Origin of the sequence: Asticcacaulis sp. DW145 (assembly GCF_037101385.1) — a bacterium.
Taxonomy (GTDB): domain Bacteria; phylum Pseudomonadota; class Alphaproteobacteria; order Caulobacterales; family Caulobacteraceae; genus Asticcacaulis; species Asticcacaulis currens.
Window position 1 is genome coordinate 602,228 of sequence record NZ_AP029025.1, and the last position, 22,184, is coordinate 624,411.

The window sequence follows — 22,184 nt, forward strand, 5'->3', positions numbered from 1 at the left end:
ACCAGAAATTGGCAATGAAGGCTTGGACCCGATTGTCCGTATCTAAGCGGGATGCGCGCGGGCGTATTGAAGCGGGGGTTATTATAATATAATAGCGCCGGATCTACACAACACAGGCACGGGGACGATATGCGCAGTCAGTCAAACGGAGGCCCCCTTCTCAGGGCGATGATCGCAGCGCTTTTTCTGATGTGCGGTCTGAACGCGTCCGCCACGGCTCAGGCTCCGCGTGAGCGTCTCAATATCGACAAGGGCTGGCGCTTCGCCTATGGCCATGCCGACGACGAAGCGGCCGATTTCGGCTATGGTCTGCGGCCGTTTTTCTTCGCCAAGGCGGGTTATGGTGATGGCCCTGCCAATCCGGAGTTCAGTGATGCGGGCTGGCGCAAGGTCGATCTGCCGCACGACTGGGCGGTAGAGCTGCCGTTTGATCAACGCGGCAATACCAACCATGGCTCCAAGGCCATCGGACACCCGTTCCCGGAAAACAGCGTCGGCTGGTATCGCAAAACCCTGACGATTCCGGCCTCGGACAAGGGACGTCGGATTTCGCTGGAACTCGATGGCGTCTATCGCAACAGCGTGGTGTGGATCAACGGGCATTATCTGGGGACGGAACCCAGCGGCTATTCGGGGTTTCGTTATGACATTACCGACTACGTCAATTTCGGCGGCGAGAATCTGATCGCGGTGCGCGCCGACGCGACGGTCGAAGAGGGCTGGTATTACGAAGGGGCGGGCATTTACCGTCACGTCTGGCTGACCAAGACCGATCCGCTGCATGTGGCGCAGTGGGGGACCTTCGTCCGATCGACCGTCGAGGGAGCGAATGCCCGGCTCGACATCGACCTGACGGTGCAGAATGTCTTCAAAAGCGAGCAGGGCTTTGCCATCCGTCATGAGGTGGTGGACGCCCGCGGGCAGGTCGTGGCCGAAACGACGCAGGCCGACCGGTCGGTGAACGCCGTATCGGACGGGGTGTTTGCCGCCACCCTGACGCTGTCCGAGGCGCATCTGTGGTCTCTGGAAGACCCGTATCTCTATACCCTGCGCACAAGCCTGTTGCGCGACGGGCAGGTCGTGGACCGCTACGACACCCGATTTGGTGTGCGCACCGTCACCTTCGATCCGGACAAGGGCTTTTTCCTCAATGGCAAGGCCGTCAAACTTCAGGGCACCAATAACCATCAGGACCATGCCGGTGTCGGCGTTGCCTTACCCGACGGATTGCAAACCTGGCGGCTGAAGCAGCTCAAATCCTTTGGCGTCAATGCCTACCGCGCCTCGCATCATCCGCCGACGCCAGAGCTTCTCGATGAAGCTGACCGTCTGGGGATGCTGGTCATCGACGAACACCGCATGATGGGGACCAGCCCGGAAATCACGCATCAGCTTGAGCGTCTGATCCGTCGCGACCGCAACCACCCCAGCATCATCCTGTGGTCGGTGGGCAATGAGGAGTGGGCGCTGGAATGGAAGGACATTGGCACGCATCTGGCGCTTGAAATGCAGGATTTCGTCAGGCGGCTCGATCCGACGCGGCGGACCACGGTCGCCACCAGCGGTTCGGGCAAGGGCACCTCGATTGGCGCGGATGTCATCGGTTTCAACTATGGCGCTCAGCACGATGTCGATGGCTTTCACGCGCAACACCCGGAAAAGCCGGCCCTCATGACCGAAGAAGGCTCTACCCTGACCACGCGCGGCATCTATTTCGACGACCCGGCAAGGGTGCACCTCAATGCCTATGACCGTCAGGGCCGGCCGGGCAGCAGCCTCAGCATCGAAGAAGGCTGGACCCGCGTCATGGCGCGTCCGTGGATGTCGGGCATGTTTGTGTGGACGGGGTTCGATTATCGCGGGGAAACCACGCCCTTCGGCTGGCCGGCCATATCGTCGCAATTCGGCATGGTGGATACGACGGGCGTGCTTAAGGACACGGCCTATTATCTGAAATCGGTGTGGACCGATCAGCCGATGGTGCACATCCTGCCGCACTGGAACTGGGCCGGGCGCGAAGGTCAGCCGATAGATGTCCGCGTTTACAGCAATGGCGATGCGGTCGAGCTGTTCCTCAATGGCAAGTCGCTGGGGCGTCAGGCGATGCCGCGCTATTCGCACCTGAGATGGCGCGTGCCCTATGCGCCCGGCACCCTGACGGCCAGGGCCTATCAGAAGGGGCGGCAGGTCGCCGTACAAAGCGTTACCACCACAGCGGCGCCCACCAAGGTGGTGGCCCGGCCCGACAAGACGGCGCTGAAAGCCGATGGCAGCGATATTTCAGTGGTATGGGTTCAGGTGAGCGACAAGAAGGGGCGTCCTGTGCCCACGGCGGATAATCTGATCGACCTCAAGGTGTCCGGACCCATCCGCCTGATCGGCGTGGGTAACGGCGATCCGGGCTCGCATGAAGCCGACAGACCGGCGGAACGCCATCGCTATGCCCGCCTGTCCAACTGGCGCAGTCTGGCCATAGACGATCTGACGGCGACAGCGGCCGCCGTGGCCCAAGACGCCGACACCTCGTCGTGGCGCGATCCGTCGCAGTGGCTGCCGCCCGAAGCCCAGCCGCCGCTGACCAAAAGCTTGGTGCTGCGCGGTGAGTTTGCCCGTCCTGACGCGCGTCCGGATGAGGAGGTGGTGCTGTTTGTCGGTGCGCTGGCGGCGGATCAGGCCCTCTATGTCAACGGGCAGCCGGTGCAGGCCGAAACTCTGGACGGGGCCCTGATCGTCAGGCTGAACCCCGCTCAGCTTCGTGAAAAGAACAGCCTCGCCTATGTCTTCACCACGCCCGCCGGTGGTGTTCAGGCCCTGTATGATCAGTCGGTGAGCGCCTCCCGATGGGGCAGCCTGCGGGTGACGACCCCGGCAGCCCCGTGGCAGCGCCACCTGTTCAACGGCTGGGCGCAGATCATTGTGCAGTCCACTGGTGAGCCGGGGATGGCCCGACTGGTGGCCCGGTCCGCCGGCCTGACGTCCGCCATGGTCGATTTCAAGGTCGAGTAGAGACGGATCAGGCGGCGTGGGAAAGACTCACCCCATCAGGCTTTGGGTGAATTGCAGAACGGGCGGCGTGAAGGCCAGCGCCCCGATCGCAAGTTGCAGGGCCGTCAGAACGCATACCACGACCAGATAGGCCGGATGTACCCGCCTGTCCTTTATCAGGTCATAGGCCATGCCGATGGCGACATAGAGGATCATACAGGCAAACACCGCCCACGGTGCCAGCGCCCCCAGAAGGGGCATGGGCAGGGCACGCCCGAAGGCGGGCGAAATCACCAGTATCGTCGCCCCCAGCATCAGGCGCTTATGCCAGGCAGGGGATTGGCGCAGCGCAATGGCGGCGCAGACGAGGCCGAAAAAGACCATTACGCCCAGCCCGTCGATAAGCAGAAAAACACTGGGCGGGAAAAAGGGCGGCACCGCGCCGCGCTGAAGGCAGACAAGGGTGGTGAAGAGACCATAGCCGGTCATCAGCATGGCCAGTGCGCCACCGAAGATGCCGAGCTTACGATGCAGGCTCACCTTCTGCGCCACCACCAGGAAATTCTGCACGAGATAGAGGCCGATCCAGCTCATGAAGATAGCCGCGTGCACATGTACATGGGGTGGAAAAATCGAGGTGTCGAAATGGTAGCGCGCCGCATTCAGGCCAAACCCGATAACGACGGTAACCGCCAGAAGAATGGCCATGCCGAGAAAAAAGCGACGTTCCTGAGCTGCCGAAGTGTCGGACCGGGTGATGCCGGATGATGTCATGAAAAAAGCCCTCCTGTGGTGTTCGCCCCGTTGCGTTCGCCCGCACTATGCGGCCGGCAGACGCGGCGAAGACAGGACCTGAACCTGACCGAAACCTGATTTTTATAGTTCACAAAACCCTGTTAGGCTAAGTTGTGCTGCAAAGGATGCCTGTCGCCCCCATGTCCAGACCGCTTGCCCACCTGACCGATCGGTCCCTTGGCCGATTGCATCTCAAGCCATCGGCCTGCGAAGTGATCCGCGGCGGCGAGGTCTGGGTCGTCGAACCGCAGCTCATGCGCGTTCTCATTCTGCTGGCAGAGCGGGCCGGGCAGGTCGTCTCGCGCGGCGATCTGGTCGAGGTGTGCTGGGACGGCCGCGCCATCAGCGAAGACGCCATCAACCGCGTCCTGTCGCGTCTCAGGCAACTGGGCCGTGAGACGGGTGACTTCCATATCCGCACGGTGCGCAAGGTCGGATACCGGCTGGAAATACGGGCGGAGGCACCGCCGCCGGAGCCGCAAGCGGCACCAACCGTGCCACGGGAAGCGTCGAGGAGCGCGGGACACCGGGCGTGGCTTTACGGGGCAGGGGGGCTTGTCGCCTGTCTGCTGGTCGGGCTGGTCTGGTGGATGGCGCTGCACAACCCGTTTGCTCCGAAGAGCTTTACGCTGGCGCTGACCGATATTCGGGCGGATGCTCCGACGACGGTGTCCCCGGAGCGGCTTCGCGCCGAGCTGGCGCATACCCTGTCGCAAATGCGTGGCCTCAGACTGGTCGCCACCGCCGATAAGGACGTACCGAGCGACTACAGCCTCTCCGGCTCCATCAGCGGTCCGCCGGCCGCGCCGACCATCGAACTGACCCTGCGGGAGACGCGATCCCGGACGCAGGTATGGAGCGCGCGCTTTGATCAGGCCCTGATGGCCGATCCCGATGCCACTGAGCGTGCCGTAGCCGCCACCGCCCGCTATCTGGCGGTGGTGCTGGGCGATCGCGTCGCCGGTCGCCAGGCCGCCAGCGAGCCACCCCCGGCGGAGGTGGCAACGCACATCAGTGAGGGGCAGCGCGCCCTGTCACAGGCGCATGAGGCCCGGCACAATCGCGACTGGCCGCGCTTCAATCGCCTGATGACCGAGGTGGACACCAGCGCCACGCGGGCGCTTGCCATCGACCCGCACGCCGCCGGTGCGCTGATGCTCAAATACGAGGTCGATGCCCTGCCCCTGTATCCGCGCCTCGACGAAACGCGGGTGCAGTTCGTCGAACGCCAGCAGCGGGCGCTCAGTTCGCTCACGCAGGCCGTCACCGCCGACCCGGACAATCCCGAGGTTCTGGCCGCGGCCGGCCGCGATATGATGGATCGCCAGAGATGGGAGGACAGCGAGCGGCTGCTTCTGCGCGCCGTGGCTATCGACCCCAATTCGCGCGACGGGAACATGTGGTACACCTACTATCTCGGTCTGATGAACCGGTGCGGAGAGGGGCTGAAAACGGCTCGTCTGGCCGCCGCTTTGGCCCCGGACGATATCTGGCGGCAACTGGCTGTGCCGCGTCTGCTGCATTGCGCCGGGCGTAAGGCCGAGGCGGCGGCGCTCTATGGCCGCATCCTCGGGCGCGACCCGTCCAATGTGTTCGTTCTGCGCGAATACTATCTGATGCTGCTGGCGCAGGAAAAGGCGGGGCCCCTGCGCGATCTCACGCGCCACGTCCGGCACGATCTGTGGCGGGATGGCCCGCCTGCGCCCGTCAGCGACTTTTTGCAGCGCATGGATGTCGCCGCCGACGCCCTAGACGGCAAGTCTCAGGCCTTTCACCGCCTGCTGGATGCCGAGCGCGCCTTTCTTGACAATCCGCAACTGGCGTCGGACGGGTTTGGCAAAAGCATTGGCGACCGTCTTTTTGTGCTGGCGGTCGAATACGGCCATACGGGGCAGGCCGATGCGTCGCTCACCTGCCTTGAGCGCGCGGTGGAACAGTCGTCGCTCTATCTCCCCTGGGCCTTGCCCTATGGAGCGTCCCCTTTGCCGCAGACTGTGACGCGGCGCCCGGCGTTTCAGGCCATCTGGCGGCGAACGCCCCAACTGTCGGAACTGATCAAACGGCGGAAGGGTCCGATGGCGTTCTGACGTCTGACCCTATGCTTGCCGGCTCAGGTTCCCTAGGGGGCCATAAGCGGAAAATTTGCAGTGCAGCAAAATCGCCACAGTTTCATTTGCGACCAAGCTCTTGATAAGTCTTGTATTTGTTTATTGATAACGGGTTTCCGGACAGGTGCCTAGGCGTCACATCTTTGTTGCGAAGCACAAAAAACTGTGTGACGCTTTTGTGATCCATACACACCGAGCGACCGGTCTCCCGCACCTCCGGCGCTCTGCAAAGGGGGCATACATGTCGCATACATCGCGTCGATCCACAGGGAAAACCGTTTACCGGCTGGTCAGTGTCTCCGCTATTGCGCTTCTGAGCGCGGGGGCGGCCTTGGCGGACGAAGGGCCCGCTGCAGAACCGGACGTGACGGACGTGGTGGTGACCGCGACGCGGCGCGCCACCAATGTGCAGAAAATCCCCTACAATATTTCCGCTGTCGGAGCGGCCGAAGCGGAACGCAACGGCATTGTTGAAATCGCCGATCTGGCGCGCATCACACCGGGTCTGAGCTTTCGCGACGTAGGGGCCCGCGACAACGGCTCCGTCATCCTGCGGGGTCTGTCGGTCTCTCCGCTTCGCGTTTCCACCGGCGGGGATAACGGCTCGGTGGCCCAGTATATCAATGAAACGCCGGTCACCAATCAGCCGCGCGTGTTCGATATCGACCATATCGAAGTGCTCCGCGGACCGCAGGGCACGCTCTACGGCTCAGGCTCGCTTGGCGGTGCCATCCGCTATATCGTCAACGATCCGAAGATGTATTTCGACGCCTCGGCCGGCACAGACTTCTACAAGATATCGGAGGCCGAAAAGGGCTCACACAAACTTACGGGTATGATCAACCTGCCGCTGGTCGAAGACAAGCTTGCCCTGCGCGTCGCCCTGCAGCACCTCGACGACTCGGGTTTTACCGACTACCCCATGGTCCTCAGCGGGCCGAAGACCGATCTGGATTTTGAAAAGCGCACGACGGCGCGCGCCTCGCTCCTTTGGAAACCCACAGAGGCGTTTTCAGCCACCGCCAGTGTTTACTACGACAATGCCAAGGCGGGGGGACGCACCGGTTCCAATGCGGGCCTGACCATCAAGCCGCCCTATGATGGCGTTTCGGATAATTCCGACCCGACCCAGTGGTCCTACCCGGCCTTCAATTACCGCCCTTATACGCTCGGCAAGTACGAAATCGGTCAGCGTTTCGAGGAGCCGGAATCGAACCACTACCTTCTGTCGGCGCTTGAACTGAAGTACGATCTTGGCTTTGCCGACCTGACCTCTTCGACCTCTTACACCAAAGAAAACGTGCTGGGGCACCGCGACCAGACCGACCTTCTGCTGGGCCTGGGGTTTGGCTATGAAAACTACCCCGACTTCCGGGCCTTCACTACGGAAGAGTCGGATTTTGACGCCGCGGTGCAGGAATTGCGTCTGGTTTCGAAGTCAGGGGGCGCGTTCGATTACGTCGCAGGGCTCTACTACACCCGCGAGAAGGCCCACAGCACCTCCAAGGAATTCACACCGGGCATGGTGCAGTTCGCCGGGCTGGGGCGAACCGATGATCTGGAGTATTTTTCGGATGAGCACACAGAATACACTGAGATCGCGGCCTTCGGTGAACTGACCTGGCACGTCACGGATCGCTGGCAGCTCACGGGGGGGCTGCGAACGTTCGAGCTTAAGGACGACGCCGTGTCTTGCACCGCTTTGCCGCTTTACGACGATCCCTTCTCGGATGCCATCACCTTCTCCTGCGCCGACGGGTCGTCCAAGGTGCGCAAGACCATCTATAAGGCCAATACCTCCTATCAGTTGACGCCGGACCTGTTGCTCTATGGCACCTTTTCACAGGGTTTCCGCCGCGGCGGCGTCAATACCCTGCCGGACGGGGCGCAGTTTGCCGGCATCACCGAGGCCCAGCGCAAATATATTCCGGATACCGTCGATAATTTCGAGCTGGGTGTCCGCTCCCAATGGTTCGACCGGGCGTTGACGCTCAATGCTGCCCTGTTCCATATCGACTGGCAGGATGTGCAACTGGCTTCGCTGGCGCCCGGAAATCTTCCCATTATTGCCAATGCGGGGAAGGCGACCTCTGACGGCGTCGAACTGGAGTCCGAATGGAAGGCCACAGACGCGTTGGCGTTTAGTTTCGGCTATGCCTATACCAAGGCCGAGATCGCGGAGACCTATTACAACCGCAATGAGGATGGCGATATCCTCAACACCTTCCTCAAAGGCACGGCCCTGCCGGGGACGCCGGAACATCAGGTCAGTCTGGCGGTCGATTACAACTTACCCACCCTGTCGGTCGGTGAGTTGAGCCTGCACGCCGATGTCAGCCATTCATCGAAGGTGACCACATCAGCGGAAAAGGACAGCCTCGACTACCGCACGCTGGAGGGCTTCTCAGAGGTGAATGCCTCGGCCATGCTGATCCCCTCGGATGGCGTGAAGGTCCGGTTCTATGTCACCAATCTGACCAATGAATACGCCTTCGTCGCGTCGCAGGGCCCCTCAACCTACGGCCTGCAGGGGCAGTTCCTTATCCCCATCCGCCCGCGCACGGTCGGTTTGTCCATTTCCAAGAATTTCTGAGTGTCGCCACAAGACCCGGATCGGCTGATGGCCGAAGCTGTGGGGCTTCGGCGCGCAGGACGGCTGACCGAGGCCATGGCCTTGGCGCGACGGCTGACCGAGGCCGATCCCGGACGACTTGACGGCTGGTTCGTTTGGGGGACGACCGCGCTGACGGCGGGCAAACTGTCCGAGGCTGAGCAGGTGCTGGGGGAGGGCGCTCGTCGCGCGCCGGCCAGTGCCCGCGCACGTTTTCTCGTGCCGCGCGCCCGGACATTGACGGCTCTGGGGCGATCATCTGAGGCGGTTGCCCTGGCGCGTGAAGCCGTTTCGCAAATCACACAGGCGGCTGACTTCAATACCCTGAGTGCCGTGCTGTCGCAGGCCAATCTGCCGGACGAAGCCGTACCTCTGTCGGAAAAAGCGGTGGCGCTCGACCCGTCTGCATCGGAAGCCTGGAATAATCTCGGCAGCCTCTATCAGTTTTTAGGGCGCATGGAGGACGCGGCGGCGGCCTTTGAGCGCGCCGTGGCGACCGGACCCAACCCCGCCGCCCATCTGGCCCTCGCCAGAGCGCGCAAGTGGTCCGCCGAAGACAATCACGTCCTGCGCCTGAAAGCGGTGCCCACCGCCTCGCCGCTCGATGAGGCGAGGATAAACTACGCCCTGTTCAAGGAACTGGACGATTTGGGGCAATACGAAGCGGCGTGGAGCCATCTGCTGAAGGGCGCGGGCGCGGCAAAAGCGGCGCTTGGCGGCTGGGACGCTGCGCAGGCGGCAGAGACCCTTGCGGCGTGGCAAAGTGCGTTTCAGGCACCATCACCCGTTACCACGGCGCGACCGGGGGATGATGGAGGGGCGGAACGGCGACCTCGTCGCCTGTTTATTGTGGGTTTGCCGCGCTCAGGCACGACGCTCGTTGAGCGCATACTGACCGCCCATTCTCAGGTACAGGCGCTGGGTGAACTCCAGACCTTCGGTCTGGCGGTCAAGCGGGTGTCGCAGAGCCGCACGCCTTATCTGCTGGATGCCGATACGGTGATGCGCGCGGCCAAGGTCGATCCTGTGGAAATCGCCGCGCTCTATGCCGCCGAAACCGCCTATCTTTGGGATGGGAAAAGCGCCGTCACCATCGACAAGCTGCCGCACAATCACGACTACTGCGCTCTGATCCGTCGCGCCTTTCCCGACGCCATCCTGCTCCACGTCCGTCGAAACCCGATGGACGCGCTGTTTGGCGCCTTCCGCTTGCTGTTCGCGCACGCTCACAAATGGTCCTACGACCTCACGGACCTTGCGGTACATTATGACCATTACCACCGCCTTATGACGCACTGGCGCGCGATGGACACGGACATTATCGACGTGTCCCTTGAAAGCCTTATTGCCAATCCGGAGAGCGAAATTCGCCGGCTGCTGAGCGCGTGCGGGCTGACGTTTGAGCCCGCGTGTCTTTCACCTCATGAAGCGAATGGTGCCGTGGCGACCGCTTCTTCGACGCAGGTCCGCAGGCCGATAAATGCCGATGGCGTAGACGTTTGGCGGCGCTACGAAAAGGGTCTCAGACCGCTGTCCGAACGGTTGAATGCCCTCGGTTATATTCCACGGGCCTCAGCATTATAGCTGACTTTAAGGCATTCGTTGTGGGACGAGGTGATGGTGCCGGTTGCAGGATTCGAACCCGCGACCTGATGTTTACAAAACAACTGCTCTACCAACTGAGCTAAACCGGCACGCCGCGAGTCAAAAGGGTATCGCCCGCAGGGCCGTCCTTATGCCGGGAGCCATTACGGAACGCAACGGATTTGCCGCCTTCGCCACAGATTTTTTCGTACTTTGGCTATCAAACCTGTGTGCAGGGCGGCAAAATGGTCTAAAGGACAAGCCGATTTCCTGAGTTTTAGACGGTCTGAGCATGTCCCGCATTCTGATCACTTCCGCGCTGCCCTATATCAACGGCATCAAGCACCTCGGCAATCTGGCCGGGTCCATGCTGCCGGCCGATGTCTATGCCCGGTTCATGCGGGCGCGCGGGCACGAGGTGCTGTATATCTGCGCGACCGACGAACACGGTACGCCGGCTGAGCTGGCCGCTGCCAAGGCCGGGCAGGACGTTAAGACCTATTGCGACGAGCAGCACCTGATCCAGAAGGCCGCCGGTGAGGCCTTCGGGCTCAGCTATGACTGGTTCGGCCGGTCAAGTTCGGCCGAAAACCGCCACCTGACTCAGGCCTTTTGCGAGGCGCTGGACCGTAACGGCCTGATCGAGGAACGCACGGACAAGATGGTCTATTCCATCGACGATGGCCGCTTCCTGCCCGACCGCTACGTCGAAGGCACCTGTCCGCATTGTAAGTTCGAAAAGGCGCGCGGGGACCAATGCGACAATTGCGGGCGGTTGCTCGATCCGACGGACCTGATCAATCCCTATTCGGCGGTGTCGGGGTCGCGGAACCTTGAGGTACGCGATACCAAGCACCTCTATCTGCTGCAAACGAAGGTCGAACCGCAGTTGCGGGCGTGGATCGAGTCGAAGACGCAGTGGCCGCAACTGGCCAAGTCCATCGCGATGAAGCACCTCGAAGAAGGTCTGATCGACCGTGGCATCACGCGTGACCTGAAATGGGGCGTGCCGGTAACCAAGGACGGAAAGCCCAGAGAAGGCTTTGAAAACAAGGTCTTCTACGTGTGGTTTGATGCGCCGGTGGAGTATATCGGCGCCACGCAGGAATATTTCAATGCGAAAGGAAACGCCGACGGCTGGCAAAGCTGGTGGCGTCTCGATCAGGGGGCGGAGGACGTAACCTACGTTCAGTTCATGGGTAAGGACAATGTCGCCTTCCACACGGTGAGCTTCCCGGCGACTATTATCGGGTCCAATGAGCCCTGGAAGATGGTCGATACGCTGAAGGCGTTCAACTGGCTGAACTGGTACGGCGGCAAGTTTTCGACTTCGATGAATCGCGGCGTGTTCATGGATCAGGCGCTGGAGCTGCTGCCCGCCGATTACTGGCGCTGGTATCTGATTTCGCAGTCGCCGGAAGGCTCGGATTCGTCGTTTACCTGGGAGCAGTTTCAGGGCGCGGTGAACAAGGATTTGGCCGACGTGCTGGGCAATTTCGCCAACCGCATCCTGAAATTTACCGAGTCGAAGTTCGGCGGCGTCGTGCCGGAAGGCGGCGAGGCGGGCCCGCTAGAACAGAAGCTCTACGCCGATCTGTCGGCCTTGCTGGCTGAGGCGACCGAAGCCTTTGAGGCCATGGAAATGCGCAAGGCCGCGCAGGCGGTGCGGCGCATCTGGGTGCTGGGGAACGAGTATCTTCAGGAAGCCGCCCCGTGGACGGCCTTCAAGACCGATGTGGAGCGCGCGGGGGTCATTGTGCGTCACGGCCTCAATCTGGTGCGCCTCTATGCCGTGCTGGCCCAGCCCCTGATGCCGTTTGCGGCACAGTCCATTGCCGACTGCGTGGGCGTTGACCTGCCGCTCGACTGGCCGACGACGGACGCTCAGGCCGAACTGTCCAAACTGCCGGCCGGTGCGACGGTCCGATCCGGCGAGGTCCTGTTCAAAAAGATCGACGACGATAGGGTCGCCGAGTGGGCCGCCCGCTTTGGCGGCAGCGAAACGGGCTGAAGAAAAATTCATTAGGGATCAAAGGCGTTCGGGCGTATCCATGGATAACGGAGGATTGCCGTTATGGATATATCGAACGCTTTTTTCAGCTATCGGGGGCGGTTTCGCCGGCGCGATTTCTGGCTCTACAGCCTGTTCCTATGGTTGATCAGTTCGGCCTTTCTGGCCCTGTTCGGCGGCGATGACCACGGCATGAGCCTGTTCAGGCCCTATCGCTTTGATGGCGTGGGGCTGGTCGGCTTCGTGGCCTGGCTGGGCGTGCTCTATGCCACCTTTGCCGTGCAGGTCAAACGCTGGCACGATCGCAACAAGTCGGGCTGGTGGGCGCTGATCACGCTGGTGCCACTGATCGGCTGGCTATGGGTTCTGATCGAATGTGGCTTTCTGGAAGGCACAACCGGCGACAACCGCTATGGGCCAGCAATGAAGCTCTGAGGTTTCAGGGAAGATATTGGAGCGGGTAGACGGGATCGAACCGACATCCTCAGCTTGGAAGGCTGCTGCACTACCATTGTGCTATACCCGCCTGTGGTCAGGCTTCGATCCGTTGCCGAAAGCCGTTTCAAGGACGTGCGGTGGTGGGGGAAGCAGGACTCGAACCTGCGAAGCTTACGCAGCGGATTTACAGTCCGCCCCCTTTGCCGCTCGGGACATTCCCCCAAAGCACGCCCGTTGAAACGAGGTGGTCCTTAAACTCAATCTTTGAACAAAGAACAAGTCCAAAAACAAAAAAACTTTTTGGTTTCTGTGGATGCCCGCATTAAACAGACCGCCAATCCAGCCAAAAAGCCTTATCGGCCTCTCATCGGAGCGCGTCTTATAGTGTCAAGCCAACGCGAACGCAACGACCCTAAATCGCGGAAAGGGCCCAATAGCTCTAAAAAATCCGGGGCGAAGGCCGCTTTTTCGGGACAATCCAAGCCTTTTACCAAGGATAAGCCGCGCGACAAGGGCGGCAACGCCCCGGCTCAGACGGCGCGCGTTCAGACTCAGACCCACTCTCAGACACGGGCCAAGCCGTCGGTGCGGGTGTCCGAAGACGGCTGGATCTGGGGCCTGCACGCGGTGGAAGCGGCGCTGAAAAATCCGTCCCGCCACGGACCGATTCGTCTTTATGTGACGCCGGAGCGTCAAAAGGCGCTGGAGCAGGTGGCCCCCAAGCGCGGCGACCTGCACGTGCGCCTGACCGAGATGGCGGAATTTTCCGGCTTCCTGCCGCAGGGGGCGGTGCATCAGGGCGTGGCGCTGAACGGCCCACCGCTGGAAGGCGACGACCTGAACGGCCTGATGGAAGGGGCGCTGAGGCAGGCGCACCCGGTGCTGGTCATGCTGGATCAGGTGACCGATCCGCAAAATATCGGGGCCATTCTGCGCACCTGCGCCGCCTTTGGCGCGGCCGGGCTGATTATGCAGGATCGCCATTCGCCGGTCATGCAGGGCGTGCTGGCCAAGACGGCGGCGGGGGCGATGGATATAGTTCCATTCGCGCGGGTGACCAATCTGTCGCGGGCGCTGGAGTCCCTGACGGAAAATGGCTTTGTCAGTCTGGGCATGGCGGGGGAGGCCGAGCACAGCCTTCAGGTCGTGTTGGAGCAGCAGGGCTGGCGTCAGACGGGCAGCCCGCGGGCGCTGGTCATCGTCATGGGCTCAGAAGGCGAGGGGCTGCGGCGTCTGGTGGCCGAACACTGCGACCATCTGGTCAAAATCCCCATGCCGGGCGGCTTTGAGAGCCTGAACGTCAGTCATGCGACGTCGATAGCGCTTTATGAGGCTCTGGGTCGCACGGTTTGATCGCCTCGTAATAGTGGTTGCCGCCTTCATCGTGGTGACTGCCGACGAGGGACAGGCCGTGGGCGTCCAGAAGCGCCGTATAGGTAGCCTGACCCAAGGCGCGTGAGAGACGCCCGGTCAGGTTGTCCGGCCATTCGCAGACCTGAAGCGGGGCGGTAAACAGAAAGCGCCCGCCGGGTTTCAGCGCCTGGGCCACCCTGCCGATCAAGTCCGCCTGATCCGCCTCCGACAGCAGAAAGATCAGACCCACGCAGACCGCCGCATCGAAAGTTCGGTCAAAGAAGGCGCTGACCTGCGCCGCTTCGCAGGCGACCGGCGCGTCGGGAAAGCGGGCGTGAAAGGCAGCGACCAGACGGGGCGAAGCGTCTATGCCCGACACGGCAAATCCCGTTTCCATCAGGGCTTCGGCAATCGGCACGCCCGATCCGCAACCCACATCGACTATGGCGCTGCCGGCGGGCAATTGGGCAATGGCCCAGTCGCGTACAAGACCGGCCCCGACGACGGAGCGCATTTCCATAAAGCGCTGGGCAAGAGCGTCCCAGCCTTCGGAGGGATCATCAGGCATGGTCAGGCTCCGGTGCGATTTAGAGCGTTTTTCGCTCAAGTGGATACCGGTTGAGCGTGAAAAAACGCGACAAAACAGAAATTTAGAGCAACATTTCGACTCAGAATGAACGAAATGCACTCTGAGGATTGTCCAGCCTGACATGCGTTCTGCCTCTGGACAAGGCGGGATGCGAAAACTAGGAGAGAGGCAAACCTTTTCACCCGATCCTGTTTTAAGGGCCTATTATGGACTTTTTCAGTCATCCTGAATTTGCGTCTCAGGTCTCGGCCTTTTTTCAGGTCGTGTTCATCGACATCGTCATGGCCGGGGACAATGCCGTGGCGGTCGGTCTGGCGGCGGCCGGTCTGGCGCCCAATGATCGCAAGAAAGCCATCCTCTATGGCCTGATCGCAGCGGTCATCATGCGTATCGGATTCGTGCTGCTGACGGCCCAGCTTCTGACCATTGTGGGCCTGCTTCTGGCGGGCGGGTTGCTGCTTTTGTGGGTGGCGTGGAAGATGTGGCGGGAACTGCGTGAACCGGATACCCACGCGCAGGAGCACGCCGAAGCCGTGTTGGAAGACGCCACCGGGGCCGATATCAACGGCAATACCACCACCGGCGGCGCTACGGCGCGCAAACCCAGAACCAAGAGCTTCAAGGCCGCTGTGCTGCAAATCCTGCTGGCCGACCTCTCCATGTCGCTCGACAATGTGCTGGCCGTGGCCGGGGCGTCGCACGCCCACCCGGAAATCATGGTCTTCGGCCTTATTCTGGCCATTGCCCTGATGGGCGTCGCCTCGCACTTTATCGCCAAGGTCCTGCACAAGTACCGCTGGATCGGCTTCTTCGGTCTCGCCGTCGTGCTATACGTGGCGCTGAACATGATTTGGGTAGGCCACCGCGACATCGTGGTCGATACGGGTAAGGTCGCGGAATATAACCAGATTGTGCCGGACTTTATGGACATCACCGAAAAAGACATCAAACACTTCGGCCCGAAACCGGCGCATTGAGCCGGGCTCAGGGCATGTCTTCGGGCATGTCCTCAAGGCGATAGGCGTTGAGCATGGGGCGGTGGCCTTCGGGCGAGGGGCCAAAGCGGTTGCCGCCCCTTTGCCCGGCCAGAAACCCACATTCGATCAGCGCCCAGAGCTGCCCCAGCACCGGCACCAGGCCGACCATCAGCCACCAGCCGGACTTGCCGCGATCGTGCCAGCGCTTGACGCTCAGGCAGAAACCCATCCACAGGAGCGGCAACCCCAGAACCAGCCACATCGGGTCCAGCCCTTCAGCCGGGCTGAGGCCTATGCGCTCGCCGTAATTGGCCCTGAGCCACCACAGGGTTACGCAAACGACGGCGATGCCGAGGCTCCAGCCCCAGAAGCCGATGCGCGACAGCCGCCCATTCGGGCTGAGCAGGGTATTGATGATATTCATGGTTTCCTCCCGGCCGCGTCACCAGCGACTCTGTTTGCCTGAATTTACCATAACGCGGTTCCTGACCGCAGAGGGGCGGCAGTAAACTTATCGGGAGCGGCGGGATCATTATGGTTTCTGGAAGAAACATAATGATCCCGCTTTTGTTTTGCCTCTCGCCGGGCGGTGGCTGCGCCACCTAGGCCGCCGCCTCAATGGCGGCTTGAGCGGGATGATTTCATCAAAATCATCCCGCTAAGTTACGCTGTGACCATAAGGCAGATGCGCCCGCCGGCAATCGGGGCTATGCTGTGCGAATGAGAGTGGTTCTGAACCTGCTTGGCCTGTGTTTCGTCGCGCTTGGCGTCATCGGCATGTTTGTGCCGGTGCTGCCGACGACTGTGTTTCTGATCATCGCGGCCGTCATCTTTGCCCGCTCCAATCCGGAATGGGAGCGGCGCATCATGGCGCACCCGAAGTTCGGCCCACCCATCCGCGCCTTCCGTGAACGCGGTGTCATCGGCCCGACGGCCAAGATCGCGGCGGTCAGCGGCATGGCGGTGTCTTCGGTGATCGGCTTCGTCACCCTGCGCGGTGTGTGGGCCTTTGTGCCAGCCGGGGTGTGCCTGTTGTGCGCCCTTTACGTGCTGTCACGACCGTCTCAGTGATAGTTACCCGTGTGACCGCTTGACCCGTTGCGAAGGAAGGCGCTAGCTTCCGACATTGATTTTCGGAGCGCCCCATGCCGTCCAAGCTGACTATTGCCGTCTCTGCCGTTGCCCTCATGGGTGCGGCGGTTGTCTCCCCCGTCTTTGCGCAGGCCACGCTGACCCCTGAGCGGGTGTTTGCCAATCCGGACCTCTCCGGGCCGAAGGCGGTAGGCGCGCGCCTGTCGCCGGACGGTACGCTTCTGACCTTCCTGAAGCCCAAGCTGACCAACGCCACGGTGCAGGACCTGTGGGCCGTCGATGTCAAGGGCGGTGAGCCCTATGTGCTGGTCGATGCCGACACCCTGTCGTCCGAAGGTAAGGAACTCTCCGAGGCCGAAAAGGCGCGGCGTGAGCGGATGCGTGTGTCGGCGCGCGGCGTGGTGGCCTATGACTGGGACCCATCGTCCAAAACCCTGCTGGTGCCGCTGGATGGCGACATCTATCTCGTGGATCGTGCCACCAAAAAGATCAGTCGCGCCACCGAAACGCCGGGCGATGAGGTCGATGCCAAGCTCAATCCCAAGGGCGGACAGGTGGCCTATGTCCGCGATCAGACCCTCTATGTGCGCGATCTCGACACCGGCAGTGAGCGCGCCATTACGCCCAGGGGTGAGGGCGTGATCTCCTATGGCGTGGCCGAGTTTATCGCGCAGGAGGAACTGAACCGCTACACCGGCTACTGGTGGTCGCCGGACGGCACGAAGATCGTCTATGCGAAGGTTGATGAAAGCCCCGTTGATATTGTCGAACGCTTCGAAATCAGCGGCACGGGGACGCGCACGGTCGATCAGCGCTACCCCAAGGCCGGACGACCCAATGCCATCGTCACCCTGTTTGTGCACGATCTGAAAGCCGGTACGGATGTGCCGCTCGATCTGGGGGCCAACAGCGATATCTATCTGGCGCGCGTCAACTGGAGCCGCGACGGTCAGTCGATCTTCGTCCAGCGCCTGAGCCGCGATCAGAAGACGCTGGACCTGCTGCAATATGCGGCGACGGGCGGGGCGGCGCGCACGGTTCTGACCGAAACCTCGGACACCTGGGTCGAACTGAATAACGAGCTGCGTTTCCTGAAGGACGGGCGCTTCCTGTGGGCGTCGGAACGCGACGGCAATAACCACCTCTACCTCTACGACAAGGACGGCAAGCTGATCCGTCAGGTGACCAAAGGCGACTTCCCCGTAGCGCGGGTCGCGGCGGTCGATGAGGCAAAGGGCGAGGTGTGGTTTGAGTCCTCCTACAAGACCGTGGTCGAGATGGGGCTTTACAAGACCTCCTACCTCAAGCCGTCCGAGCCGGTCGCCCTGACCCACGCCGGTGGCTGGTGGTCCACGGACGTGTCGCCCAATGCCAAGGCTTTTATCGGCACCTATGCCGACCCGCAAACCCCGGCCCAGACCGGGCTTTATGACGCGACGGGCAAGCGCGTGCGCTGGATCGAGGAAAACGCGCTCGACGCCAAACACCCGTATTTTGCTTACAAAGACACCTATAGCGCGCCGGAATTTGGCACGCTGAAGGCGGTGGATGGTGAAGACCTGCACTGGCTGATGCTCAAGCCGCGCGGCTTTGACCCAGCGAAAAAGTACCCGGTCATCGTCTCCATCTATGGCGGGCCGGCGCGGCAGGACGTGCGCCGCGGCTGGGTGTCGCCGGCCAACCGCCTGTTTCAGGAGGCCGGATACATCGTCTTTACCCTCGACAATCGCGGCACGCCCAATCGTTCAGTGAAGTTCCAGCGCGCTATCTATAAGCAGTTCGGCGGGCCGGATATCGACGATCAGATCATGGGGGCGAAGTGGCTGCAAAGCCTGCCCTATGTCGATCCGGCAAAGATCGGCATTATGGGCTGGTCGCAGGGGGGCTTTGTCACCCTGATGGCGCTGACGGCCAAGGACACGCCATTCGCGGCCGGCGCGGCCGGCGCGCCGCCGACCGAGTGGGGGCTTTATGACACGGCCTATACCGAGCGCTACATGTCCACGCCACAGGCCAATGCGGATAACTACGCCAGGTACGACGTGGTCAATCGTCTCGATAACCTCAAGCCGGGCAGTCTGTTGCTGATGCACGGCATGGCCGACGACAATGTCATTCTGCAAAACACGACGCGCGTCGTCGATGCCTTGCAAAAGAAGTCGATCCCGTTCGAACTGATGCTCTATCCGGGCGACCGACACGGCATCCGCAGCAACGAGAAAAACCTGTTCCGCTATCGGTTGTATCTGGACTTTTTCGACCGCAAGCTGAAAAAATAAAGAAGCCAAAACCTTGTTATATTACAATTGCTTCATGACACGTAATTAAGTTGTCCTGAACGCCCGCCTTGTTCATGCTTAGCCTATTCAAGTCATTCAGGGGTTTGACAATGGGCAAGGGCATGAAGGCGGGCGTTTTGGTCGCCGTAGCCGGTATAGCCGTAGCGGCGGGCGCGCAGGCGGCCACGCAGGTGGAACTGAAGAACATGGCGGCACGCGTCATCGTCACGCCGGAAAACCGCAGCGACGTGCAACTGACCGTCAATTACGGCAAGGCCGATCTGCCGAAGATTCTGGTTACGACGACGGGCGACAAGCTGGTGGCGTCCGGTCAGTTGCGTAAACGCAGCTATAGCTGTGCCCGCAATCAGACAGTTCGCATCGACGGCAAGGGGGCGGTGGCTGTGTCCGACCTGCCCGTCGTCTATCTGCGCGTACCTATGGACGCCAGGGTGGCCTCCGAAGGCGCCGTCTATGGCCGTATCGGTGCCACGAAAACTCTGGAATTTGCGCTGGGTGGCTGCGGCGACTGGACCACGGATACGGTGCAGGGCAAGGCCGAACTGAATATCGGCGGCTCAGGCAGTATCCGCGCCGCTGACGCCGCAGAGGCTGAAGTCGCCGTCGGCGGCTCGGGCGACATCTATCTGGCGCGCGTCAAGTCCCTGTCGGGTGCCATCGGTGGCTCGGGCTCCATCAATGTGGCCGAGGTGGCCGGGCCCGTGGAAATCGCCATTGGCGGCTCTGGCGACGTGCGGATTGAAAAAGGTGTCGCGCCCAAGGTGGACGTGTCGATTGCCGGTTCCGGGAATGTGCGCTTCGGCGGTGAAGCGGGCGATGTGGATGTGTCCATCGTCGGCGCCGGCGACGTGTCCGTGCGCAAGGTCACGGGCCGTGTCTCGCGTTCGGTCATGGGATCGGGCCGGGTTCACATCGGTGAGGGCGGTCGCTGACATAATTGAGTATTCGGTCAGGTGTAAGATGCATCCGACGACGTAATCTCCGCCTGCACTTTCCGGGGCAGGTGGCGATCAGGAGAAGGGCCTGATCTTTCGGTCTTGCAATTCTCTGGTTCTCCATAAACTCAGACGCGGCGGCCCTTGTGACCGTCGCGTTTTTTTTGTCACCGTACCGTCTTTTGACAAGAGGGGGCGACTGCGTTAACCCTTGAGGCTGGACTTGGGGGAGGGGTGTCATGCAGACCTTGGTGGATGGCCTGTCGGTGCTTGGCGGATGGCGCATCAATTTCATGCAGTTTGTCGCTATCGGTACCATACTGTGTGTCTTCGTCATTCAGGGTTTTCGCATCAATCAGGAGTATCAGCGCGCCGTCGTCTATCGGTTGGGGCGCTTCGTCAATGTGCGCGGGCCGGGCCTGTTCTGGATCATTCCCTTCATCGAATGGAGCACCAAGGTCGATGTGCGGATACTTTCGGTCAATCTCCAGACTCAGGAGACGCTGAGCCGCGACGGCGTGGCGGTGAAGGTCAACGCCGTCGTTTGGTACTGCATCGACAACCCGGCCAAGGCGGTCAACAGCGTGCTCGACCCGCATACGGCCGTGCTTCAGGCGGCGGAAACCTCCCTGCGGGATGTGATCGGGCAGCACGATCTGGACGCCATCCTTAAGAGCCGCGAACAGATCAACGCGCTTCTGATGACTCAGCTTGACCGCGCGGCCAACAAGTGGGGCGTGGATATCGACGCCGTGGAAATGCGCGATCTCGACATTCCGGTGCAGATGCAGCGTGCCTTGGCTCAGGAAGCCGAAGCGACCCGTGAAGCCAAGGCTCGCCTGATCAAGGCGCAGGGCGAACAGGCGGCCTCAGAGACGCTCCGCGCCGCCGCCATGGCCATTGCCGAGGCACCGGGCGCGATGGAACTGCGCCGCCTCCAGACCTTGCAGGAGATTGGCACGGAACAGAATTCGACCATCATCCTTGGCTTCCCGCAGGAACTGCTGCACGCGGCGAAGCGTCTGTCTGGTGAATAACAAGTTTTTGGTGGATTTTGCGTGGCGGTGGCTTGCCCTTTGCCCCAACCGCTGATACACGCGACTTCCTCTGAAACCGCCGTGTTATGACAGGGCCGGTTTCTTATAGGGGTATAGCTCAGCTGGTAGAGCGCCGGTCTCCAAAACCGGAAGTCGTGGGTTCGAGTCCCTCTGCCCCTGCCATTTCATCGCAAATGAGGCTTGAAATCGCGATTTCGAGCCTCATTTGTGTTGGAAGCGCACCCCTGAATAAAGCTGGACGAGAACACTTATGGCCAAAAAGCCCCCTTCGACCCCGACGGTAGACAGCGCGCGCAAAGTCGCGGTCGCCCCCGTGGCTGCGGCCAAGGCGACCGGCAGCGAAGCCGTCATCCCGAAGAAGCGTACCAGCCCGGCCAAATTCTTTCAGGAAGTCCGTCAGGAAGCGCGCAAGATCACCTGGACCTCGCGCAAGGAAACCTGGATCACCACGGTGATGGTGTTCATCATGGTCGTCGTCGCCTGTGCGTTCTTCTATATCGTTGACGGCGGACTGGGATTCGCGGTCAACTCGCTCATCAATCTCGGACGTTAAGGGCTCACAACACATGGCCGAAACCCTGGAAGCGACGCTCGCACCGAACCCCAAGCACAAGTGGTACATCGTCCACGCCTATTCCAACTTTGAAAAGAAGGTGGCCGAATCCCTGCGCGAGCAGGCCAAGGCGCAGGGCCTTGAGGACAAATTCTCCGAAATCCTCGTCCCCACCGAAGAAGTCGTCGAAGTCCGTCGCGGCCGCAAGTTCAACTCCGAACGCAAATTCTTCCCCGGCTATGTGCTGGTGAAGATGGAACTGACCGACGAAGCCTTCCACCTCGTCAAGAATACCCCCAAGGTCACCGGCTTCCTCGGTTCGGGCTCCAAGCCCATGCCGGTCTCCGAAAAGGAAGTGCAGCGCATCGTCGGTAATGTCGAAGTCGCCGCCGAAAAGCCCAAGACCGTCCTGTCCTTCGACATCGGCGAAAAGATCAAGGTCACCGACGGCCCCTTCGCCTCGTTCGATGGCGTGGTCGAAAGCGTCGATCAGGAACACGCCCGCCTCAAGGTCTCGGTGTCGATCTTCGGTCGCGCCACCCCGGTCGATCTGGAATTCGGTCAGGTCGAAAAGACCGTCTGATCGTATTCGCAAAATCCGTTTGCGCAAACTCCACATGGCTCGGCCGTGTGGGGTTTGTTTTTTGCCTTCTCGGCTTTCGGGTCAGGGTAAGATCCCGGGGTCAGTTGACCCCGGACCCCGGATGTCGGTGCGCGATTGCTGATGACTCAGTTTGAGGTTGGGAAGGGCTTTGGCCACCAAAAACACAAAAAAGCACGAACGGGAGCCTGTGG

At 61.4% G+C, this 22,184-nt stretch carries 17 protein-coding genes and 4 tRNA genes; 15 read left to right on the forward strand and 6 right to left on the reverse strand.

Annotation, left to right across the window (positions count from 1 at the left end):
* Nucleotides 1–168 precede the first annotated feature (168 nt).
* On the forward strand, nucleotides 169–3,006 hold the full coding sequence (galA, locus tag AACH73_RS13925) for a beta-galactosidase GalA (protein ID WP_272741692.1): 2,838 nt from the start codon (nucleotides 169–171) through the stop codon (nucleotides 3,004–3,006).
* Between the two features lie 27 nt (nucleotides 3,007–3,033).
* Here the strand turns inward: galA and AACH73_RS13930 are convergent, their stop codons facing one another.
* Complete coding sequence (locus tag AACH73_RS13930) at nucleotides 3,034–3,759, reverse strand: hypothetical protein (RefSeq protein ID WP_272741693.1); 726 nt, start codon at nucleotides 3,757–3,759, stop codon at nucleotides 3,034–3,036.
* 161 nt (nucleotides 3,760–3,920) lie between these two features.
* Between AACH73_RS13930 and AACH73_RS13935 the strand changes: the two genes are divergently transcribed.
* From AACH73_RS13935 to AACH73_RS13945, 3 genes are all read left to right on the forward strand, one after another.
* Entirely contained in the window at nucleotides 3,921–5,867 is a 1,947-nt protein-coding gene (locus tag AACH73_RS13935) for a winged helix-turn-helix domain-containing protein (protein ID WP_338736332.1), read from the forward strand.
* 262 nt (nucleotides 5,868–6,129) lie between these two features.
* Nucleotides 6,130–8,481, forward strand: coding sequence for a TonB-dependent receptor (locus tag AACH73_RS13940; RefSeq protein ID WP_338736333.1), 2,352 nt, complete (start codon nucleotides 6,130–6,132; stop codon nucleotides 8,479–8,481).
* Nucleotides 8,482–10,083 carry a sulfotransferase gene (locus tag AACH73_RS13945; RefSeq protein WP_272741696.1) on the forward strand — a complete coding sequence of 534 codons (1,602 nt, stop codon included), beginning with the start codon at nucleotides 8,482–8,484 and terminating at the stop codon, nucleotides 10,081–10,083.
* A gap of 34 nt (nucleotides 10,084–10,117) precedes the next feature.
* Here AACH73_RS13945 and AACH73_RS13950 read toward each other — a convergent pair.
* A tRNA-Thr gene (locus AACH73_RS13950) sits at nucleotides 10,118–10,193 on the reverse strand.
* Between the two features lie 182 nt (nucleotides 10,194–10,375).
* On the opposite strand from AACH73_RS13950, the gene metG reads away from it, so the two are divergent.
* Together metG and AACH73_RS13960 are read left to right on the forward strand one after the other, a co-directional pair.
* Nucleotides 10,376–12,094: a methionine--tRNA ligase gene (gene metG, locus AACH73_RS13955; protein WP_272741697.1), complete on the forward strand. Its 1,719-nt coding sequence runs from the start codon at nucleotides 10,376–10,378 to the stop codon at nucleotides 12,092–12,094.
* 63 nt (nucleotides 12,095–12,157) lie between these two features.
* Nucleotides 12,158–12,529, forward strand: coding sequence for a DUF805 domain-containing protein (locus AACH73_RS13960; protein WP_272741698.1), 372 nt, complete (start codon nucleotides 12,158–12,160; stop codon nucleotides 12,527–12,529).
* Nucleotides 12,530–12,546: 17 nt separating this feature from the next.
* Here the strand turns inward: AACH73_RS13960 and AACH73_RS13965 are convergent.
* Nucleotides 12,547–12,620: transfer RNA gene (locus tag AACH73_RS13965), tRNA-Gly, on the reverse strand.
* Nucleotides 12,621–12,670: 50 nt separating this feature from the next.
* Nucleotides 12,671–12,754 (reverse strand) — tRNA-Tyr (locus tag AACH73_RS13970).
* Between the two features lie 162 nt (nucleotides 12,755–12,916).
* Here AACH73_RS13970 and rlmB point away from each other — a divergent pair.
* Nucleotides 12,917–13,885, forward strand: a complete 969-nt coding sequence (rlmB, locus tag AACH73_RS13975) for a 23S rRNA (guanosine(2251)-2'-O)-methyltransferase RlmB (protein ID WP_272741699.1) — start codon at nucleotides 12,917–12,919, stop codon at nucleotides 13,883–13,885.
* Here the strand turns inward: rlmB and AACH73_RS13980 are convergent.
* Entirely contained in the window at nucleotides 13,833–14,453 is a 621-nt protein-coding gene (locus AACH73_RS13980; protein ID WP_338736334.1) for a class I SAM-dependent methyltransferase, read from the reverse strand. The genes rlmB and AACH73_RS13980 overlap by 53 nt on opposite strands.
* Nucleotides 14,454–14,680: 227 nt before the next feature.
* On the opposite strand from AACH73_RS13980, the gene AACH73_RS13985 reads away from it, so the two are divergent.
* Nucleotides 14,681–15,451 (forward strand): YjbE family putative metal transport protein, encoded by a 771-nt coding sequence (locus AACH73_RS13985; RefSeq protein ID WP_272741701.1) that lies wholly within the window; start codon nucleotides 14,681–14,683, stop codon nucleotides 15,449–15,451.
* A gap of 7 nt (nucleotides 15,452–15,458) precedes the next feature.
* On the opposite strand, the gene AACH73_RS13990 is transcribed toward AACH73_RS13985, so the two are convergent.
* Nucleotides 15,459–15,875 (reverse strand): DUF805 domain-containing protein, encoded by a 417-nt coding sequence (locus AACH73_RS13990; RefSeq protein ID WP_272741702.1) that lies wholly within the window; start codon nucleotides 15,873–15,875, stop codon nucleotides 15,459–15,461.
* A gap of 296 nt (nucleotides 15,876–16,171) precedes the next feature.
* Between AACH73_RS13990 and AACH73_RS13995 the strand changes: the two genes are divergently transcribed.
* The 7 genes from AACH73_RS13995 (at nucleotide 16,172) to nusG (ending at nucleotide 21,972) form a co-directional block, all read left to right on the forward strand.
* On the forward strand, nucleotides 16,172–16,522 hold the full coding sequence (locus AACH73_RS13995) for a YbaN family protein (RefSeq protein WP_126423920.1): 351 nt from the start codon (nucleotides 16,172–16,174) through the stop codon (nucleotides 16,520–16,522).
* Nucleotides 16,523–16,596: 74 nt separating this feature from the next.
* On the forward strand, nucleotides 16,597–18,822 hold the full coding sequence (locus tag AACH73_RS14000) for a S9 family peptidase (protein ID WP_272741703.1): 2,226 nt from the start codon (nucleotides 16,597–16,599) through the stop codon (nucleotides 18,820–18,822).
* 110 nt (nucleotides 18,823–18,932) lie between these two features.
* Nucleotides 18,933–19,775, forward strand: a complete 843-nt coding sequence (locus tag AACH73_RS14005) for a DUF2807 domain-containing protein (RefSeq protein ID WP_272741704.1) — start codon at nucleotides 18,933–18,935, stop codon at nucleotides 19,773–19,775.
* Between the two features lie 242 nt (nucleotides 19,776–20,017).
* Nucleotides 20,018–20,815 carry an SPFH domain-containing protein gene (locus tag AACH73_RS14010; protein ID WP_272741705.1) on the forward strand — a complete coding sequence of 266 codons (798 nt, stop codon included), beginning with the start codon at nucleotides 20,018–20,020 and terminating at the stop codon, nucleotides 20,813–20,815.
* A gap of 107 nt (nucleotides 20,816–20,922) precedes the next feature.
* Nucleotides 20,923–20,998, forward strand: a tRNA-Trp gene (locus AACH73_RS14015).
* An 88-nt stretch (nucleotides 20,999–21,086) separates the two neighbouring features.
* Complete coding sequence (gene secE, locus AACH73_RS14020; RefSeq protein ID WP_272741706.1) at nucleotides 21,087–21,389, forward strand: preprotein translocase subunit SecE; 303 nt, start codon at nucleotides 21,087–21,089, stop codon at nucleotides 21,387–21,389.
* Nucleotides 21,390–21,402: 13 nt separating this feature from the next.
* Nucleotides 21,403–21,972 (forward strand): transcription termination/antitermination protein NusG, encoded by a 570-nt coding sequence (gene nusG, locus AACH73_RS14025; RefSeq protein WP_272741707.1) that lies wholly within the window; start codon nucleotides 21,403–21,405, stop codon nucleotides 21,970–21,972.
* The last annotated feature ends 212 nt before the right edge of the window (nucleotides 21,973–22,184 follow it).

Coding starts and splice junctions, on each gene's coding strand:
- AACH73_RS13995 (WP_126423920.1), top strand. CDS start 16,172: ATGAGAGTGGTTCTGAACCTGCTTGGCCTGTGTTTCGTCGCGCTTGGC.
- nusG (WP_272741707.1), top strand. CDS start 21,403: ATGGCCGAAACCCTGGAAGCGACGCTCGCACCGAACCCCAAGCACAAG.
- galA (WP_272741692.1), top strand. CDS start 169: ATGATCGCAGCGCTTTTTCTGATGTGCGGTCTGAACGCGTCCGCCACG.
- AACH73_RS13935 (WP_338736332.1), top strand. CDS start 3,921: ATGTCCAGACCGCTTGCCCACCTGACCGATCGGTCCCTTGGCCGATTG.
- metG (WP_272741697.1), top strand. CDS start 10,376: ATGTCCCGCATTCTGATCACTTCCGCGCTGCCCTATATCAACGGCATC.
- AACH73_RS13985 (WP_272741701.1), top strand. CDS start 14,681: ATGGACTTTTTCAGTCATCCTGAATTTGCGTCTCAGGTCTCGGCCTTT.
- AACH73_RS13930 (WP_272741693.1), bottom strand. CDS start 3,759: ATGACATCATCCGGCATCACCCGGTCCGACACTTCGGCAGCTCAGGAA.
- AACH73_RS13940 (WP_338736333.1), top strand. CDS start 6,130: ATGTCGCATACATCGCGTCGATCCACAGGGAAAACCGTTTACCGGCTG.
- secE (WP_272741706.1), top strand. CDS start 21,087: ATGGCCAAAAAGCCCCCTTCGACCCCGACGGTAGACAGCGCGCGCAAA.
- AACH73_RS13980 (WP_338736334.1), bottom strand. CDS start 14,453: ATGCCTGATGATCCCTCCGAAGGCTGGGACGCTCTTGCCCAGCGCTTT.
- AACH73_RS14010 (WP_272741705.1), top strand. CDS start 20,018: ATGCAGACCTTGGTGGATGGCCTGTCGGTGCTTGGCGGATGGCGCATC.
- AACH73_RS13990 (WP_272741702.1), bottom strand. CDS start 15,875: ATGAATATCATCAATACCCTGCTCAGCCCGAATGGGCGGCTGTCGCGC.
- AACH73_RS14005 (WP_272741704.1), top strand. CDS start 18,933: ATGGGCAAGGGCATGAAGGCGGGCGTTTTGGTCGCCGTAGCCGGTATA.
- AACH73_RS13960 (WP_272741698.1), top strand. CDS start 12,158: ATGGATATATCGAACGCTTTTTTCAGCTATCGGGGGCGGTTTCGCCGG.
- AACH73_RS14000 (WP_272741703.1), top strand. CDS start 16,597: ATGCCGTCCAAGCTGACTATTGCCGTCTCTGCCGTTGCCCTCATGGGT.